16 protein-coding genes and 1 pseudogene are annotated in these 16771 nt (G+C 34.1%); 1 reads left to right on the top strand and 16 read right to left on the bottom strand.

Going from position 1 to position 16771, the window contains the following annotated elements:
* Nucleotides 1-21 precede the first annotated feature (21 nt).
* The 13 genes from ACKOWY_RS05805 to ACKOWY_RS05745 form a co-directional block, all read right to left on the bottom strand.
* Nucleotides 22-579, bottom strand: coding sequence for a cob(I)yrinic acid a,c-diamide adenosyltransferase (locus tag ACKOWY_RS05805; protein WP_408940500.1), 558 nt, complete (start codon nt 577-579; stop codon nt 22-24).
* 206 nt (nt 580-785) lie between these two features.
* Nucleotides 786-1484, bottom strand: coding sequence for an ABC transporter ATP-binding protein (locus ACKOWY_RS05800; protein WP_408940499.1), 699 nt, complete (start codon nt 1482-1484; stop codon nt 786-788).
* A 94-nt stretch (nt 1485-1578) separates the two neighbouring features.
* Nucleotides 1579-2388, bottom strand: a complete 810-nt coding sequence (locus ACKOWY_RS05795) for an O-methyltransferase (protein WP_408940498.1) — start codon at nt 2386-2388, stop codon at nt 1579-1581.
* Between the two features lie 65 nt (nt 2389-2453).
* Nucleotides 2454-4310: an ABC-F family ATP-binding cassette domain-containing protein gene (locus tag ACKOWY_RS05790; protein WP_408940497.1), complete on the bottom strand. Its 1857-nt coding sequence runs from the start codon at nt 4308-4310 to the stop codon at nt 2454-2456.
* A 133-nt stretch (nt 4311-4443) separates the two neighbouring features.
* Nucleotides 4444-4674: a YdcH family protein gene (locus ACKOWY_RS05785; protein ID WP_408940495.1), complete on the bottom strand. Its 231-nt coding sequence runs from the start codon at nt 4672-4674 to the stop codon at nt 4444-4446.
* Nucleotides 4675-4702: 28 nt separating this feature from the next.
* Nucleotides 4703-5404 carry a sulfite exporter TauE/SafE family protein gene (locus tag ACKOWY_RS05780; RefSeq protein ID WP_408940494.1) on the bottom strand — a complete coding sequence of 234 codons (702 nt, stop codon included), beginning with the start codon at nt 5402-5404 and terminating at the stop codon, nt 4703-4705.
* A gap of 6 nt (nt 5405-5410) precedes the next feature.
* Nucleotides 5411-5866, bottom strand: a complete 456-nt coding sequence (locus tag ACKOWY_RS05775) for a FixH family protein (protein WP_408940493.1) — start codon at nt 5864-5866, stop codon at nt 5411-5413.
* Nucleotides 5867-5876: 10 nt separating this feature from the next.
* Nucleotides 5877-7295 (bottom strand): cytochrome c oxidase accessory protein CcoG, encoded by a 1419-nt coding sequence (gene ccoG / locus ACKOWY_RS05770; protein ID WP_408940492.1) that lies wholly within the window; start codon nt 7293-7295, stop codon nt 5877-5879.
* A 56-nt stretch (nt 7296-7351) separates the two neighbouring features.
* A complete protein-coding gene (locus tag ACKOWY_RS05765; RefSeq protein ID WP_408940491.1) occupies nt 7352-8284 on the bottom strand; it encodes a cbb3-type cytochrome c oxidase N-terminal domain-containing protein in 933 nt (310 codons plus the stop codon).
* A gap of 20 nt (nt 8285-8304) precedes the next feature.
* A complete protein-coding gene (locus ACKOWY_RS05760) occupies nt 8305-8472 on the bottom strand; it encodes a CcoQ/FixQ family Cbb3-type cytochrome c oxidase assembly chaperone (protein ID WP_408940490.1) in 168 nt (55 codons plus the stop codon).
* Between the two features lie 2 nt (nt 8473-8474).
* Nucleotides 8475-10655 (bottom strand): cytochrome-c oxidase, cbb3-type subunit I, encoded by a 2181-nt coding sequence (gene ccoN / locus ACKOWY_RS05755; RefSeq protein ID WP_408940489.1) that lies wholly within the window; start codon nt 10653-10655, stop codon nt 8475-8477.
* 2 nt (nt 10656-10657) lie between these two features.
* Complete coding sequence (gene ccoS, locus ACKOWY_RS05750) at nt 10658-10864, bottom strand: cbb3-type cytochrome oxidase assembly protein CcoS (protein WP_408940488.1); 207 nt, start codon at nt 10862-10864, stop codon at nt 10658-10660.
* An 87-nt stretch (nt 10865-10951) separates the two neighbouring features.
* A complete protein-coding gene (locus tag ACKOWY_RS05745) occupies nt 10952-13333 on the bottom strand; it encodes a heavy metal translocating P-type ATPase (protein WP_408940487.1) in 2382 nt (793 codons plus the stop codon).
* A gap of 116 nt (nt 13334-13449) precedes the next feature.
* Here ACKOWY_RS05745 and ACKOWY_RS05740 point away from each other — a divergent pair, with 116 nt between their 5' ends.
* Nucleotides 13450-14130 (top strand): Crp/Fnr family transcriptional regulator, encoded by a 681-nt coding sequence (locus ACKOWY_RS05740; protein ID WP_408940486.1) that lies wholly within the window; start codon nt 13450-13452, stop codon nt 14128-14130.
* Between the two features lie 16 nt (nt 14131-14146).
* Here ACKOWY_RS05740 and ACKOWY_RS05735 read toward each other — a convergent pair whose 3' ends face one another.
* From ACKOWY_RS05735 to ACKOWY_RS05725, 3 genes and pseudogenes are all read right to left on the bottom strand, one after another.
* On the bottom strand, nt 14147-15637 hold the full coding sequence (locus tag ACKOWY_RS05735; protein WP_408940485.1) for an APC family permease: 1491 nt from the start codon (nt 15635-15637) through the stop codon (nt 14147-14149).
* Nucleotides 15618-16391 (bottom strand): nucleoside triphosphate pyrophosphohydrolase, encoded by a 774-nt coding sequence (mazG, locus tag ACKOWY_RS05730; RefSeq protein ID WP_408940484.1) that lies wholly within the window; start codon nt 16389-16391, stop codon nt 15618-15620. Before mazG ends, ACKOWY_RS05735 begins: the two co-directional genes overlap by 20 nt.
* Nucleotides 16392-16469: 78 nt before the next feature.
* Nucleotides 16470-16771: pseudogene (locus ACKOWY_RS05725) on the bottom strand (hypothetical protein); the annotation flags it as partial.

The following is a 16771-nucleotide window of genomic DNA, read 5'->3' as shown; positions in this document are numbered from 1 at the left end:
CAGAAGAAATGCCTTGGATTCCTAGGAAATAATTTCTTCTGCGTTTAAGTCTAAAGTCAATTTTCGTGCCAACACAAAAAGATAGTCAGAAAGTCGGTTTAGGTACTTAATAACTAGTTCTTCGGTAGGTTCGATGTCATTAAGATACACTGCCAAGCGCTCTGCTCTACGACAAACGCAGCGAGCAATGTGACAATATGACACAGTGGTATGTCCACCCGGAAGCACAAAATGAGTCATAGGAGGCAATGCCTCGTCCATAGTATCTATTTCTTTTTCAAGAAACTCAATATCTGATTCTACTATTCCTAAATTTTTCAATCGGCGTTCCCCGCTTTTAAGTTTTTCATCTTCGGGTGGCGTTGCAAGAATTGCACCAACGGTAAAAAGTCGGTCTTGAACCTCTAGCAATACTTTTTTGTATGAAGGATCCATATCTTGATCGCGAAGCAATCCAATTTGGGAATTTAATTCATCTACGGTGCCGTAACTTTCTATCCGAATGTGGTGCTTAGACACACGAGTTCCTCCGTACAAAGAAGTTGTTCCTGAATCGCCTGTTTTTGTATATATTTTCATTTTGTGGTGCTAAGGTTGTTAGGCGCTAAGGTACTGAGTTTTTTAAAAGATAACAAAAATAAAAGTAGATTACTACCTACCCCTGCTCGAGTGGAAATCCTGTCATTGCGAAAACTCAAATTGAATTAATCAGCATTGTTCCCCGCAATGGCAGATTGCAACGGCGGCAGGAAAATGGTTTACCGATAAAGCCTGATGATTCGGTCTTACAAATGACCTTCGTTTTGATTATCGCTTTCTATCATTCCGTCTCGCAAACGGATAATTCTGTGGGCATATTTTGCGATATCTTCTTCGTGGGTAACCAAAATAACGGTATTCCCTGCGGCATGAATATCACCAAAAAGCTTCATGATTTCTACCGAAGTTTTACTGTCTAAATTTCCTGTTGGTTCATCGGCAAGAATGATGGAAGGCTTGTTAACCAAGGCGCGAGCTACAGCCACACGCTGGCGTTGCCCACCCGAAATTTGGTTGGGTTGGTGATCCATACGATCGTCTAGCCCTACTTGTTTTAGCACTTCAGTGGCGCGGATTGTTCTATCGGTTTTAGAATACCCGGCGTAAATCATTGGAAGCGCAACATTATCGAGTGCCGTAGTTCTTGGTAAAAGGTTGAAGGTTTGGAAAACAAATCCAATTTCTTTGTTTCGAATTTCGGCTAAATCGTCGTCATGCATTTGGGAAACATCGTTCCCGTTAAGAATATAGGTCCCCGAAGTAGGTGTATCCAAGCAACCTAAAAGGTTCATCAACGTAGATTTACCAGAACCAGAAGGTCCCATTAACGCCACATATTCGCCTTTATTTATTTGTAAATCAATACCCTTAAGTACATTAATGGTTTCGTTTCCGAGTTGGAAATCACGTTTAATATTGGTGATTTGAATTAATGGATTTGCCATTTTGATTTTGGAATAAATATTATCGAATACTGATTTTAAAATGTAAAGATAAGTAATCCGAATTCGTTTTTTGTTACAAAATACAGGAATTATTTTACACTCGAATTACAAAATGCTCTTTCATTTGTTCGCTTCTAAAGAAAACAATTCCCCATTGAAAGGTATCAATTGTTACGGAAACTTTAGGATGCTTTTTTATCACTTCCCAAGCTTCTTCCATGTCTATAGACCAATGAATATCATCAAATATCCAAACCGAATCATTGGTTATTGTTGGCAACAACAATTCGAAATAGGTTAATGTGGCTTTTTGCGAATGGTTGCCATCGAAGTAAATGAGCTGGAAGTTAGAAGCTGAAAGTTGGGAGCTCTTTAGATAATCTTCAAAATTAGTGTTTACAAAGTCAATGTTTGTTAGATTAGCAAGATGGCTTTGTTTTTTTGCAATTGCAATTGTATTTGGGCAACCTTCTAAAGTAATGACTTTGGCATTATTATTTAGCTTCGCTCTGTTCGTCTTTGCCTCGAGTCCTAATGCTAATGCTGAAGTGGCTAAACCTAATGAAGTGCCAATTTCTAAAACAGAATCCGGCTGGAAATAGCTCGCTAATCTGAATAATAACTCAGCTCGTTTAGAAGAAATTCCGGCATGTTTAGCAATTTGATTTACAGCTCGGGTGTTGCTTTTAAAAATTCGGGAACCCGCACCAAAATCGATTACTTCAATGGTTTCATTATTTTCAAAAAGAGATTTACGATAGGATTTTAAAATAGAATATTCGGGATAATTTGATTTATCATAAAAACACTGAGTGACCAAATTAAATACAAAGGGAGAATGGACTCCGTGTTGATTTTTGGAGTTGTAAATGAATTTAAGGTAAGATTTAATCTGAAACAGCATGTTGTTTTTTTGATTAGTAATTAATTTAACTATTCACTAATTACTAATTACTAATTACTTTTTTATTACTCCATTTTTGAACTCAATTCAAACCAGCGTTCTTCTTTTTCTTCCAACTTTTGAATTACCATTTGCAATTCATTTGCTTTGGCTTCAATATCTGAATCGGCTACTTTTCCATCGGAAAATAATTGCTCAATTTGTTTCTTTTGAAATTCAAGATCTTTTATTTCTTTTTCAATTTTATTGAACTCTTTTTGCTCATTAAAATCCAATCCCGATGAAATAGTTTTGGTCTTCCAATTGGTCTTTTCCTTAGTATCCTCTTTACTTGCTGGCTCAGCAGAATCTTCATAGGCTCTAAAATCGGAGTAATTTCCAGGGAAATTTTCTACGATACCGTCACCTCTAAAAACAAATAAATCATCCACAATTTTATCCATAAAATACCTGTCGTGAGACACCACAAGCAAGCACCCAGGATAATCCAACAAGAAGCTTTCCAATACGTTTAAAGTTACAATGTCCAAATCATTGGTTGGCTCATCGAGAATCAAAAAATTCGGATTCTGAATTAAAACAGTACACAAATACAAACGTTTTAGCTCTCCCCCACTTAATTTCTCTACATAATCGTATTGTTTTTTGCTATCAAATAAAAAGCGTTCCAACAATTGAGACGCCGAAATTAATTTCCCTTTCATCAACGGAATATATTCTCCGTATTCTTTAATGATATCAATCACGCGCTGGCCTGGCTTTGGGTTGATTCCGCTTTGCGTGTAATACCCAATTTTAATGGTATCTCCGGTAATTACCTTACCTGAATCGGTTGGAATGGTTTGCGTAAGTAAATTTAGGAATGTTGATTTTCCGGTTCCGTTTTTACCAATAATTCCAATTCGAGCACCCCGCTGAAAATCAAAACTAAAATTTTCTAATATTTTTTTATCGCCAAATTTTTTAGAAATTTTATGCAGCTCAATAATTTTGCTTCCAAGGCGCTCCATATTAATTTCTAATTCAACTACATTTTCTTTTCTTCTGCTTTCGGCAACTGCTTTAATTTTGTAGAAATCGTCTTGGCGTGATTTTGATTTTGTAGTTCTAGCTTTTGGCTGTCTTCGCATCCAGGCTAATTCTTTCACAAAAAGGTTCTGAGCCTTGTCAATACTCGCATTTTCAGAAGCAATTCGTTCTTCTTTTTTTTCTAAATAATAGGAATAATTGCCTTTGTAACTGTATAATTTTCCGTTTTCTAATTCGATGATTTCATTACACACACGCTCTAAAAAGAAACGGTCGTGCGTCACCATAAATAAAGTAATGTTTTCTTTGGCAAAATAACTTTCCAACCATTCAATCATTTCAAGATCAAGGTGATTGGTGGGTTCATCCAAAATCAACAAATCAGGGCGGTTGATTAATATTATAGCCAATGAAAGACGCTTCTTTTGTCCACCCGACATGTTTTTTACCTTCAATTTGAAATCTTCCAACTTCAATTTGAATAAGATTTGCTTGAATTGGGTTTCAAAATCCCAGGCATTAAAACGATCCATGTCGTCAAATGCTTTTTCGTATGTTTCGGTATCTTCAGGGTTTTGAAGTGCTTTTTCATAGCGTTCTATCACATGAAGAATCTCATTATCACTCGCAAAAATGCTTTCTTCAACCGTTAATTCATCCTGTAATTGGGGCACCTGAGATAAAAATGCCATTTTTATTTCTTTACGAATCACCACTTGACCGGTATCGGGTTCATCTTCTCCGTTAATGATTCGCATGATACTGGTTTTACCCGATCCGTTTTTGGCTATAAATGCAATTTTTTGGTCTTTATTGATGCCAAATGAAATGTCTTTGAACAAAGTTCGTTCGCCAAATGACTTGGATATATTTTCTACAGAAAGGTAATTCACGGGTATTTATTTTTTTTGCAAAAATAGGCTTTTGTTTCAAGAATATAATAGAAACCTTTTCAGTAAAATTATTTTGGCTTTTGCAAAAAAATAAAGCACACTTTCGTGTGCTTTATTTTTGAATTAGATAACTCTATTTATTTAAATACGAATAAATTTCATCCTTTAAATGCAGTAATTTTGCTTTTACTTCGTGCGTGTATTCATCAGTAGCAATTTCATTACCCATATTTATTCGATGAACTTGATGCTCGGTTCTATCATATTCATCAAATAATTCTCTAAAATGATTGTTTTCAATTTTTAATTGATGAATTTTTTCCTGATGTTCTGGAAACTCATGTAATAAATCATGTCTTTGCATAATAATTAAGTTTTGTGTTTGTAGTAATTTAATGACAACTTGCATTTGCTTTTACAAACAAATTAGTGTCGCTTGGTGATAAATAGGCAATATCTAAGCCTAGTCCTCTAAATATAAACATAATTCCTATAAAAACCGCCACAATAGGTATTATTTTTTGCAATTTATTTCGAACTGGAATGGATATTAAATTGGATAAATAAACAACGGCGCTCATCATGGGAATGGTCCCTATTCCGTACAAAATCATGTACGAAATACTTAAGGTTAGGTTTTGCATAGCAATAGCTCCAAATAAAGCCGCATAAACCAATCCACAAGGTAAAAAACCATTTAGTAGTCCTATTGTAAACAAGGCATCTGGAGATTTTCTTTTAAATTGATTTCCTAAATGGTTTTTAACTTTTGATAACAAACGATAAACCGGTTTTGAAAAATTGTATTTCATAAATTCCTTTTCAGGAACAACAACAATTACAATCATTAGGATTCCAACTGCTATTGAAAGTTGCTGTTGAATTCCGGCCATATAAAATCCTCTTCCCAACAATCCGAAAATCAATCCTAACGAAGCATAAGCGCTTATTCTTCCTAGGTGATAAATAATAATCTGTAGTACTTTTTGTGTCGGATTACTTCCATTTACGGGAAGCATCATAGCAATAGGACCACACATTCCTATGCAGTGCAGACTACTGATTAATCCGAAAAGTAAAGCAGAAAAGAGCATCTTAATTTATTGCTTAAAGTAAACTTCTTGCTTGTTTAAATAGTTTTTACCTTTATAATTCCAGTCAATAGAAATGTCCCAACGACCGCCAACCAAATTACTTTTAGGTATGAGCAAATGAGTGCTAGATAGCGCAATCGGAACTTCAAAATCTAGCTTTTGGTTTGACGGTCGATACAAGGACACATTTCCTTTTATGGTTTTGAAATCAAAATCTTTCGGAAAATCAATTGCAATACCTTCCGGTATTACATTAATTTGAACTCTATCACTTTTTAAATCATAGGCATTTTGCTCTTTATCTAAATCTTGCTGTGCTAGAAGTTCTTTTTTATAATATTCGTTTACAACAAATTCGTTGTCGTATTTGTTATTGGTTTGCACTTTGATAATAAAGAATAAAATAAACCCCATAAAAAGTGCAAAAGCAATTACTATTCCTGTTCCCCAATTAATTTTCATATTTTATAGTTTAATCAAAACTTATCGGACCGATGAAATTGGTTGTCTCGGTATCTATAAGTTCTTTGTTATTATATACTTCTATTTTGATATTAATTTTGTCCTCATCTAAAAATACTGGATTTATTTCTACGAATAAAGTTCCTTCGGCTAAATCTTGTTTTTTTACTGTAAAATGATCCGCACCTACTAATTTTATTGTCCCTTTTGGTGAAACCAATTTGAAATAGACATCATCAAAATCGTGTTCGGTTTTATTAACCACTTTAAAGGTGTAAATATTACTTATGTTTTCTCCTTTATGTTGAAACAATTGCCCTGGAAGGTGCAAGATGGTAGCTTCGACATCATTTCGCAGAAACAACATTCCAATAAAAACTCCAGTTAATATTAGTAAAACCGAAGCATAACCTTTCATTCTGGTGGTAAAGACAAATTTTTCTTTCTTTACAATTTCATCTTCACTTGCATAACGAATCAATCCTTTTGGCATTCCTACACTTTCCATAATGTGATCGCATTCATCAATACAAGCTGTGCAGTTGGTACATTCTAGTTGTGTTCCGTTTCGAATATCTATTCCGGTTGGGCAAACATGAATACACAATTTACAATCGATGCAATCTCCTTTTCCTGTTGCTGCGCGATCTTCATTTTTGTGATATTTTGCTCTACCAGTTTCTTTTTCCCCGCGAACATGATCATAAGCCACAATAATTGATTTGTTATCTAACAAAACCCCTTGCAATCTTCCATAGGGGCAAGCGATAATACATACTTGTTCTCTAAATGAAATGTAAATAAAATAGAAAACATAGGTGAAAATTATTAAGGCGATGAGCGTTTTGGTATTGTGTAAAGGTCCTTCGGTAATGAATTTTAATAATTCATCACTACCAATTAGATAGGCTAAAAACACATTGGCAATGAAAAAAGATATTACATAAAACACAAACCATTTGATGACTCTTTTTCTAATTTTTTCGGCATCCCATGCTTGTTTTGATAAACGAATTTGAGCACCTCTATCCCCTTCTATCCAAAATTCAATTCTACGGAAAACCATTTCCATAAAAATGGTTTGAGGGCAAAACCAACCACAAAAGATTCTACCAAATGCCACAGTAAATAATGCCAAGCTGACTACCCCAATTATCATGATGATCACGAAAATGTGAAAATCTTGAGGCCAAAAAGGAAAGCTGAAAATATTGAATTTTCTATCTATTACATTGAATAATAAAAACTGATTCCCATTTATTTTAACGAAAGGAGCAGAAAATAAAAATAGTAACAAAAAATAACTTAGTATTTTTCTTCTCTCGTATAATTTCCCTTTTGGAATTTTTGCGAAAATCCACGATCTTTTTCCTTGCTTGTCAATGGTAGCAATGCTATCTCTAAAATTTTCGTCGGGTAAGCTAGACATTTTGAATTTATTTTAATAACCTTCAAGTCCCGATAAATCGGGACTTGAAAAATTAATTATTGTAATGCTACCACTTTGGTAGTATCGGCTGCAGCTGGTTTAGCACCTTCTTCAACCCATTTTTTTGCTTCAGGTTCTGTTGGTTTTGGATTAACCGGTTTAGACCCTTGTAATGAAAGTACATAACTTGCTACTTTTTGAATATCAGAAGGCTTAATTGTAGCTTTCCAAGAGATCATTCCTTTTCCGTCACGACCTCCTTCCATAATGGTATTGAAAACATTTTTGATTCCGCCACCGTTAATCCACATATCATCGGTTAAGTTGGGACCAATTTGCCCTCCGGCATCCGGACGGTGACAAGCAACACAATTTTTCATAAATAATTCTTTACCAGCAGCAATACTTGAAGCATCAGTAAGTAAGGTCACTTTTTCTTTGTTCATTAAATCCGGTGCCGTTTTATTGTATTCTTCAACTGCAATTTTAGCTTCAGCGACTTCTTTTTCAAATTCTTGAGCTTGGTTATCGCTTCCTAAAATTTCAAATCGCACTAAATAGATTCCTGCAAAAATTATGGTACCATAAAACAAATACACCCACCATGGTGGCAATACATTATCTAACTCTTGGATACCATCATAGTTGTGACTTAACATAACATCTGCTTCTTGATCGATTTCTTTAGAACGAGTCAGTTTTTTAATGATTCCTTTATAGAATTCTCCTTCTGTAAACGGAACTGCCTGCGCTTCTTCTAATTGTTTTTTCTGTTCCTCGGTCAATAAATGATACGTAACATTATCTACCGCACTCATTACTATCTCTATAGCAATTAACAGGAATAAAAACACACCAAGAAATAACATCACCATTGGATATTTGATGAATGCAGGTTGGTTTCCAGAGTCTATAAAATATTCCATTGCACCAAATACCATGGCAAAAATCAACGGAACTCTAACGTAAGATGGAATTAATTTTTTCATATTTTAAATCTTTATACGGATTAATCTTTAATTGGCATTTCGCTTAACTTATCGATGGTTTCTTTTTTATAGGTAAACACCCAGAAAAATAGACCAACAAAAAAACTAAAACAAATCAGTAAGGAAATAATAGGGTATACTGCTACACCAGATATAGTTTCTAAATTATGTTGTACAAACTTTAACATGACTATTGTTTTTTTACTTTTATATCAGTTCCTAATCTTTGTAAATAAGCAATCAATGCTACAATTTCTCTGTCTTTCATTGGAACAAATTTCTCTCCCTTAGCCGCTGCTTTTTTCTTACTTTCTTCATATGATTTAACATAATCGGGATCGACGCTTAAGTTTTTCTCAATAGTTGAAGCTTGAATTTCAATGCTTTTTTGTGCATTTGCAATATCGGCATCGGTATAAGGAACGCCTAATGTGCGCATGGCTTTCATTTTAGCTTCTGTATTTGAATAATCCATAGCTTGGTTATCAAACAGCCAAGTATAAGCTGGCATAATTGAAGTTTTGTTAAGTCGTTGCGGATTATACATGTGGTTAAAATGCCAGCTATCTGGATATTTACCTCCTACTCTATGCAAATCGGGACCTGTTCTTTTAGAACCCCATAAGAAGGGATGATCGTAAACATATTCTCCCGCTTTAGAATAATCACCGTAACGGGCTACTTCAGATCGGAATGGACGAATCATTTGAGAGTGACATCCCACACAACCCTCACGGATGTACAAATCACGTCCTTGCAGTTCTAATGGAGTGTATGGTTTTACTGAAGTAATAGTTGGAATATTTGATTTTACCATTAGAGTTGGTACAATTTGAATAATTCCTCCAATTAAAATAGCAACTGTGGCTAATAAAGTTAATTGAATTGGTCTTCTTTCAATCCAACCGTGCCATTTTTCACCTTTTAGTCTTCCGGCACTTATTTTTTGTAGTGCTGGTGCCTCTGCTAACTCATCTTCAACTGGTGCACCTTGTTTAACTGTTTTATAAATATTATATACTAAAACAATAACTCCAACTAAGTATAAAGTTCCTCCAATAGCTCTCATCCAATACATTGGCATAATTTGAGTTACTGTTTCTAGGAAGTTACCATATTGTAAAGTCCCATCTGGTTTGAATTGTTTCCACATAGAAGCTTGTGTAAATCCAGCTACATACATTGGTAACGCATAGATAATGATACCTAAGGTTCCTATCCAAAAATGGAAATTGGCTAATTTTCTTGAAAATAATTCGGTTTTAGCCATTCTAGGAATTACCCAATACATAATACCAAAACACATAAATCCGTTCCAAGCTAATGCTCCAACGTGAACGTGAGCAATAATCCAATCGGTAAAGTGGGCAATTGCATTTACATTTTTAAGTGATAACATTGGACCTTCAAAAGTAGCCATACCATAACCTGTAATTGCCACCACGAAGAATTTCAATACTGGTTCTTCTCTTACTTTGTCCCAAACACCACGAAGGGTTAACAATCCATTAATCATACCTCCCCAAGACGGAGCGATTAACATGATTGAGAAAACAACTCCAAGGTTTTGCGCCCAATCTGGAAGTGCAGAATACAACAAGTGGTGTGGTCCTGCCCAAATGTATAAGAAGATTAAAGACCAGAAGTGAATAATTGATAATCTGTATGAATAAACCGGACGATTGGCTGCTTTAGGAACGAAATAATACATCAATCCTAAGAAAGGAGTTGTCAAAAAGAATGCTACTGCATTATGTCCGTACCACCATTGAACTAAGGCATCTTGAACTCCTGCATAAACAGAGTAACTTTTTAAAGCAGAAACTGGTAATTCTAAACTATTAAAAATATGAAGTACCGCAACCGTTACAAAAGTTGCAATGTAAAACCAAATTGCTACATATAAATGGCGCTCTCTTCTTTTTAAAATGGTTCCTATTAAATTGATTCCAAAGGCAACCCAAATTAAAGCAATTGCAATATCAATTGGCCATTCCAATTCGGCATATTCTTTAGATGTTGTGATTCCTAATGGCAATGTGATCGCAGCAGCGACAATAATTAACTGCCATCCCCAAAAGTGAAGATTACTTAAAAAATCGCTAAATAATCTTGCTTTTAGTAAACGCTGAAGTGAATAATAAACTCCGGCAAACATAGCGTTACCCACAAAGGCAAAGATTACTGCATTGGTATGTAAAGGTCTTAATCTTCCGAAACTTAAAAACGATACACCGTGAGTTAAGCCTGGGAAAAGAAACAGCACAGCTAAAATTAGCCCTACCAACATCCCTACAATACCAAATATGATACTAGCGTAGAGAAATTTCTTTACAATTTTGTTGTCGTAATAAAATTGTTGCATTTCCATAATTAATTTAGTTTTGGTTCTTCTTTTTTGATTGTTGTTAATTTGTTTTTATTTCTAGTTTTAAGTACTAATTCATCATCAAATAACATGCGCACAGAAGGTGTATAATCATCATCATATTGACCACTTCGTACTGCTCTTATAAAAGCATACAAAAAGGCAATTGCAACGAAAATACTGATGGATATTAATAAATAAATGACACTCATACCTCTCTTGATTATGTAACAAAATTAATTCGATGGGTTTTATTAAAATATGATATTTATCATAAGTGAAAATCTAATTAATTCAACTTATTTATAATTTACTCTTGAATACAAATTGCTCATAATTGTCACAAAACTCACAATCGTTATAGTGCTTAATGGCATAATTATAGCTGCAACAATTGGAAGTAAATTTCCAGTAACCGCATAACTTAATCCTACTAAATTATAAAGCAAGGACAAACCAAAACTCATGTAGATTATTTTCATTGCATTTCTAGAAAACTCCATAAAAAAAGCAATTTTATTAAACTGAGAAGCGTCTAATATTCCATCGCATGCAGGTGAAAACACATTCACATTTTCAGAGATAGAAATTCCAACATTACTTTGCGCCAATGCACCCGAATCATTTAAACCATCGCCAATCATCATTACATTTTTCCCTTGGGATTGTAACTTTTGAATGTATTCTAATTTTTGTTCCGGCTTCTGATTAAAAACTAGTTCTGTAGAAAGTGGCAGCATCTTTTCAAGTATTTTTCTTTCCCCATCATTGTCTCCAGAAAGCACCACTAAATTGTATTTTTTTGACAACCGATCAAATAATTGCTCCAATCCTTCACGGTATTGATTATTAAACACATAGCTCCCTTTATATTCTCCATTAATTTCAACATGGACTTTGGTTTTCTTATGAGTATTCTCACTTAGATGTTCCAAAAATTGCGAAGAGCCTAACTTGATGGTTCCTTCTTCAAATTCTGCAAAAATTCCTTTTCCAATTAATTCTTCAAAATGAAGAGGCTCTATTTTTTCTTGCTTCGGAATATAATCATACAACCTTCTGCTCAACGGATGATTAGAACCTCGTAAAGCATTGTTTAATAATTTCAATTCAAAATCATTTAATGCTAATCCTTCATAGGAAATAGAAGTTTTTTTATTAGTTGTAATCGTTCCGGTTTTATCAAAAACAATGGTATCTACTTTTGCCAATTGCTCAATAACGAGAGCATTTTTAAGATAGAATTTTCGATTACCCATAATTCGCAAGACATTACCTTGTGTAAAAGGAGCTGTTAATGCAAGAGCACAAGGACAAGCTACAATTAATATGGCCGTTACTACATTGAAAGCGATATCGGCACTAAAGAATATCCAATAGCAAAAAGAAACCAATGCCAAACCCAATAAAGCCGGAGTGAAATACCTACTTATTTTATCGGTTATTGTTTTGTGTTTAACTTCTACTCTTTTTTGAAAAACATCGTTGCTCCATAATTGCGTTAAATAACTTTGTGATACCGAAAACAATACTTCCATTTCAATCATATTTCCGAGTTGTTTCCCGCCTGCGAATAATTTGTCACCCGATTTTTTCTCTATTGGAACTGCCTCTCCGGTAACAAAACTATAATCTATGGAAGCTTTATTGGAAATTAAAATACCATCAACCGGAATCAATTCTTGATTTCTAATAAGCAGTCGGTCGCCTTTTTGTATATCATAAACCTGAATAGGAATTTCGCTTCCATCAGTTTCTATTTTAGTAATTGCAATAGGAAAATAAGATTTGTAATCACGCTCAAAGGATAGAAAACTATAGGTTTTTTGTTGGAATAACTTCCCTAAAAGCATAAAAAATATCAAACCACACATGCTGTCAAAAAATCCTTGACCGTAATCAAAAACTATGTCGACTGTGCTTCGGATAAACATGATTACAATACCTAATGCTATTGGAATTTCAATATTTAGCATTCTAGCTTTGATACTTTTCCAAGCAGCTAAATAATATCCGCTAGCAGAATATAAAAAAGAAGGTAGGGATAAAGCAAAAATAAACCAACGTAAAAAGCCACGATATTGGTTAATCCAAAACTCGTTAACTTCAAAATATTCTGGAAATGAAAGCAACATAATGTTTCCGAAGCAAAAGAAAGCAACTCCAATTTTGTAAATTAAACTTCGGTCGACAGCTTTTTTCCCTTCGTCAAAATTTTCTAAACTTATATAGGGCTCATAGCCAATAGAGCACAGTAATTCAACAATACTTTTTAAAGAAGAAATTTCCGGATTGTACGTGATTCGGACTTTCTTTTCGGGAAAATTTACTTGGGAAGTACCTATTCCGTTTTGAAGTTTTTGTAAATTTTCCAAAACCCAAATACACGAGCTACAATGTATGTGAGGTATGTAAAGTGAAACAATATTGGTGTTATTCTCTTGGAATTCCAGCAGTTTGCTAACAATGTTTTCATCATCTAAAAAATCATATTTTCCGTTAATATCCAATGGGGTTGCACCCGGATTTGCTTGAAAATCATAATAACAAGACATGTCATTTGTTCTGAAAATTTCATAAACGGTTTTACAACCATTACAACAGAAATTTTTATCATCAAAAATGATTAGTTCCTTTTTTACAATTTCTAACCCACAATGGAAACAAGTAGTTGTATCCATAAATTTGCTCATTTTACCTAATGCAAAATTGTTAATTATTAATTGTGGAAAAAATGATATTTGTCATGCATTTTTTTAATTTTGTAGAACTAAACAAATGTTAAATCAGTATCTATATGAGTAAATGTGAGCAATGTATTGTTCGTGAATTTAGCTCTTTAAAAGCCCTTAATAAAGAGGAACTTTTAAAGATGGCTGATTGTAAAACATCCTACACCATAAAAAAAGGAGAGCCTATTTTTGAAGAAGGAGAAAGTGTTAATGGGATATTTTGTGTAAAAGATGGTGTTTGTAAATTATCTAAACTTAGCGCTAACGGTAAAGATCAAATTGTAAAATTGGCCAAATCGGGAGAATTATTAGGGCAACGTTCTCTAATAAGTGATGAACCTGCCAATTTAAGCGCCGTGGCTTTAGAGGATATGGAAGTTTGTTTTATTCCGAAATCGGAAATTATGAACTTTTTCAATCAGAACAACCAGTTTTCGATGAATGTGATGAAAACCATTTGCGGCGATTTAAAAGAAGCCGATGATCATATGGTTTCAATGGCACAAAAAAGTGTCAAAGAACGATTGGCAGAAACACTACTTTACTTAGAGGATAATTTTGGGAAAAATAACGATGGTTCGTTACGCATACAATTATCAAGAGAAGAACTCGCCGGAATTATTGGTACTGCAACAGAAAGTTGTATTCGGTTACTCTCTGAATTAAACAAAAACGGATTAGTCGATCTAACTGGAAAAAAAATAACGATACTAGACCGAAATAAATTAAAAAGAATGGCTGAATAATTCAGCCCTTCTTTTTTTAGTCTCTTTTCTTATTTAAAAATATATAATACACCGGAATTCCAAGGGACACTATAAACAATCCCAAACCGGTGTTTCTTATATCGTAAATTAATAATGTAAAACATATTGCTGCAGTCATTACAATGTAAAGAATTGGAATTACTGGATATCCAAATGCTTTATAAGGTCTTTCCGTATTGGGTTCTTTTTTTCGAAGAATAAATAAACCACCAATTGTTAGCATATAAAATAATAACGAAGCAAAAGTGGAATAGGTAAGTAAATCGCTATATCTCCCTGAAACACAAAGAATACAAGCCCAAGCACATTGAAACCACAATGCCTTTGCAGGAACATCGTGTTCATTTAATTCGCCAGCTTGTTTAAAGAATAAAGCATCTTTGGCCATGGCATAAAACAATCTACCACCTGATAAAATAAGTCCGCTATTGCAACCAAAAGTAGAAACCATGATTAATCCAGCCATTACAAAAACACCAATATTTCCCATAATTATACTCGCAGCTGCCGCTCCTACTCGATCCTGACTTGCAAACATAATTCCGTGTTGCATTATAGATCCATCAGGAGTTCCATGAAGAGGTAATAATGCTAAATAAGCCACATTGGCCAAAATATAAATTACAGTTACAATTAGGGTTCCTAAAAATAAACTTCTCGGAATATTCTTTTTTGGATCTTTAATTTCACCAGCAATAAAAGTTACATTATTCCATGCATCACTAGAAAACAACGAATTGATTATTGTTGCCCCCATCGCTCCAAGCAAAGCAACACCGGACAGTTTGGTTATGGTTAATGTGCCATTATCATTTAAAACGGTTTTACTGGCATCCCACATGTTTGTGAAATTCGTCGCAAAAGTATCGGTATGAAATCCAACATATAATCCGAAGATAATCAGAGCAAATAGCGCAATTAATTTGGCCGAAGTAAAAACCAACTGAATTATTTTTCCGTTTTTTACTCCTTTAGTGTTAATGTAAGTCAGTAACCCAATGCTGAACATTGCCAAAACTTGCTTATTTGTAAATGTAAAATTATCGCCTATTTTAAAAATTTCATTTTCTAAAGAAGGAAAAAATACAGCCGTATAATTAGCAAAAGCTACCGCAACAGCTGCAATTACCCCGGTTTGTATTACAGTAAAAACCGTCCATCCATAAAGGAATGAAATTAGTTTTCCGTAGGCTCTTTGAATGTACACATATTGCCCACCCGCATTAGGCATCATACCCGCTAGCTCCCCATAACTTAAAGCAGCCGACATGGTTAACAATCCGGTTACCAACCATATAATTAAGATCCAAGCAGCAGAACCCACATCACGAGCCATAGCGGCTGTTACTAAAAATATACCCGATCCAATCATGGATCCAGCCACCAAGCTTGTAGAATCTACAAGGCCTAAAGATCGTTTTAACTCGTGTTTTGTTTCCAAATTATTTGATTTAATTTTATCTAAACTATATTTTTTTTGCTTCATCCCAAAAAACATCCATTTCAGAAAGAGTCATATCTGATAACGATTTTCCCATTTCAACAGCTTTATTTTCAAGATATTGAAAGCGCTTTATAAACTTTTTATTAGTCCGTTCCAAAGCATCTTCAGGATTTATTTTTAAAAATCGAGCATAATTTATTAATGAAAATAAAACATCTCCAAATTCAGATTCCATTGCATCTTGATTTCCCTTGGCTACTTCCTCTTGCAATTCTTGAAGCTCTTCTTGAACTTTATCCCACACTTGATGTGGCTCTTCCCAATCAAACCCTACTCCTTTTACTTTATCTTGAATTCTACTGGCTTTAACTAAGGCTGGCAATCCTTTTGGCACACCTTCTAAAACCGATTTCTTTCCTTCTTTGAGCTTTAATTTTTCCCAATTTCGTTTGACTTCTTCCTCATCTGCAACCTCCACATCACCATATATATGTGGATGTCTGAAAATTAATTTTTCACAAATTTCATTACACACATCAGCAATATCAAAATCATTGCTTTCACTACCTATTTTAGCATAAAAAACAATATGCAACAGTAAATCACCCAGTTCTTTTTTAACTTCCTGCAAATCATTATTTAATATTGCATCGCCCAATTCATAGGTTTCTTCAATCGTTAAATGTCTCAAACTTTCAAGCGTTTGCTTTTTATCCCAAGGGCATTTTTCTCTTAAATCATCCATGATATCGAGTAATCTTGAAAAGGAATCAAGTTGGGTTTGTCTTGTATTCATTTGATTGGTTTTGTGTAAAAATAAGAAATCCTGTCAAGAAATATCTTAACAGGATTAAATATTATTAGCGTAATGTAATTAATCTTTCTTTGCAGGTTTCTTTTTTGCTTTAGCTTCTGTTTTTTCTTCTTTGGCTTTTGCAACTTCTTTCACCACTTGTTCTTTAACTGATTCTGCATTTTCAATTTTAGGCTCTTCTTTCGAAACCAAACCTTTTGCTTGCAACATATTATACCAGTTTAAAACCTTTTTAATATCCGAAGGATATACGCGGTCTTCATCATAATCTGGAACTATTTGTTTAAAATATTCTAACAATTTTGCATTGTCTTCTTTATGAGAAATAGCAGGTCCTTCGTTTTCTTTAACAGCAATAGCTC

It is taken from the genome of Flavobacterium sp., assembly GCF_046073885.1.
Classification (GTDB): domain Bacteria; phylum Bacteroidota; class Bacteroidia; order Flavobacteriales; family Flavobacteriaceae; genus Flavobacterium.
The sequence above is the reverse complement of the archived record's forward strand: the minus strand, read 5'-3'. Positions and strand labels throughout refer to the sequence as shown.

Coding starts and splice junctions, on each gene's coding strand:
- ACKOWY_RS05805 (WP_408940500.1), bottom strand. CDS start 579: ATGAAAATATATACAAAAACAGGCGATTCAGGAACAACTTCTTTGTAC.
- ACKOWY_RS05800 (WP_408940499.1), bottom strand. CDS start 1,484: ATGGCAAATCCATTAATTCAAATCACCAATATTAAACGTGATTTCCAA.
- ACKOWY_RS05795 (WP_408940498.1), bottom strand. CDS start 2,388: ATGCTGTTTCAGATTAAATCTTACCTTAAATTCATTTACAACTCCAAA.
- ACKOWY_RS05785 (WP_408940495.1), bottom strand. CDS start 4,674: ATGCAAAGACATGATTTATTACATGAGTTTCCAGAACATCAGGAAAAA.
- ACKOWY_RS05780 (WP_408940494.1), bottom strand. CDS start 5,404: ATGCTCTTTTCTGCTTTACTTTTCGGATTAATCAGTAGTCTGCACTGC.
- ACKOWY_RS05775 (WP_408940493.1), bottom strand. CDS start 5,866: ATGAAAATTAATTGGGGAACAGGAATAGTAATTGCTTTTGCACTTTTT.
- ccoG (WP_408940492.1), bottom strand. CDS start 7,295: ATGTCTAGCTTACCCGACGAAAATTTTAGAGATAGCATTGCTACCATT.
- ACKOWY_RS05765 (WP_408940491.1), bottom strand. CDS start 8,284: ATGAAAAAATTAATTCCATCTTACGTTAGAGTTCCGTTGATTTTTGCC.
- ACKOWY_RS05760 (WP_408940490.1), bottom strand. CDS start 8,472: ATGTTAAAGTTTGTACAACATAATTTAGAAACTATATCTGGTGTAGCA.
- ccoN (WP_408940489.1), bottom strand. CDS start 10,655: ATGGAAATGCAACAATTTTATTACGACAACAAAATTGTAAAGAAATTT.
- ccoS (WP_408940488.1), bottom strand. CDS start 10,864: ATGAGTGTCATTTATTTATTAATATCCATCAGTATTTTCGTTGCAATT.
- ACKOWY_RS05745 (WP_408940487.1), bottom strand. CDS start 13,333: ATGGATACAACTACTTGTTTCCATTGTGGGTTAGAAATTGTAAAAAAG.
- ACKOWY_RS05740 (WP_408940486.1), top strand. CDS start 13,450: ATGAGTAAATGTGAGCAATGTATTGTTCGTGAATTTAGCTCTTTAAAA.
- ACKOWY_RS05735 (WP_408940485.1), bottom strand. CDS start 15,637: ATGAAGCAAAAAAAATATAGTTTAGATAAAATTAAATCAAATAATTTG.
- mazG (WP_408940484.1), bottom strand. CDS start 16,391: ATGAATACAAGACAAACCCAACTTGATTCCTTTTCAAGATTACTCGAT.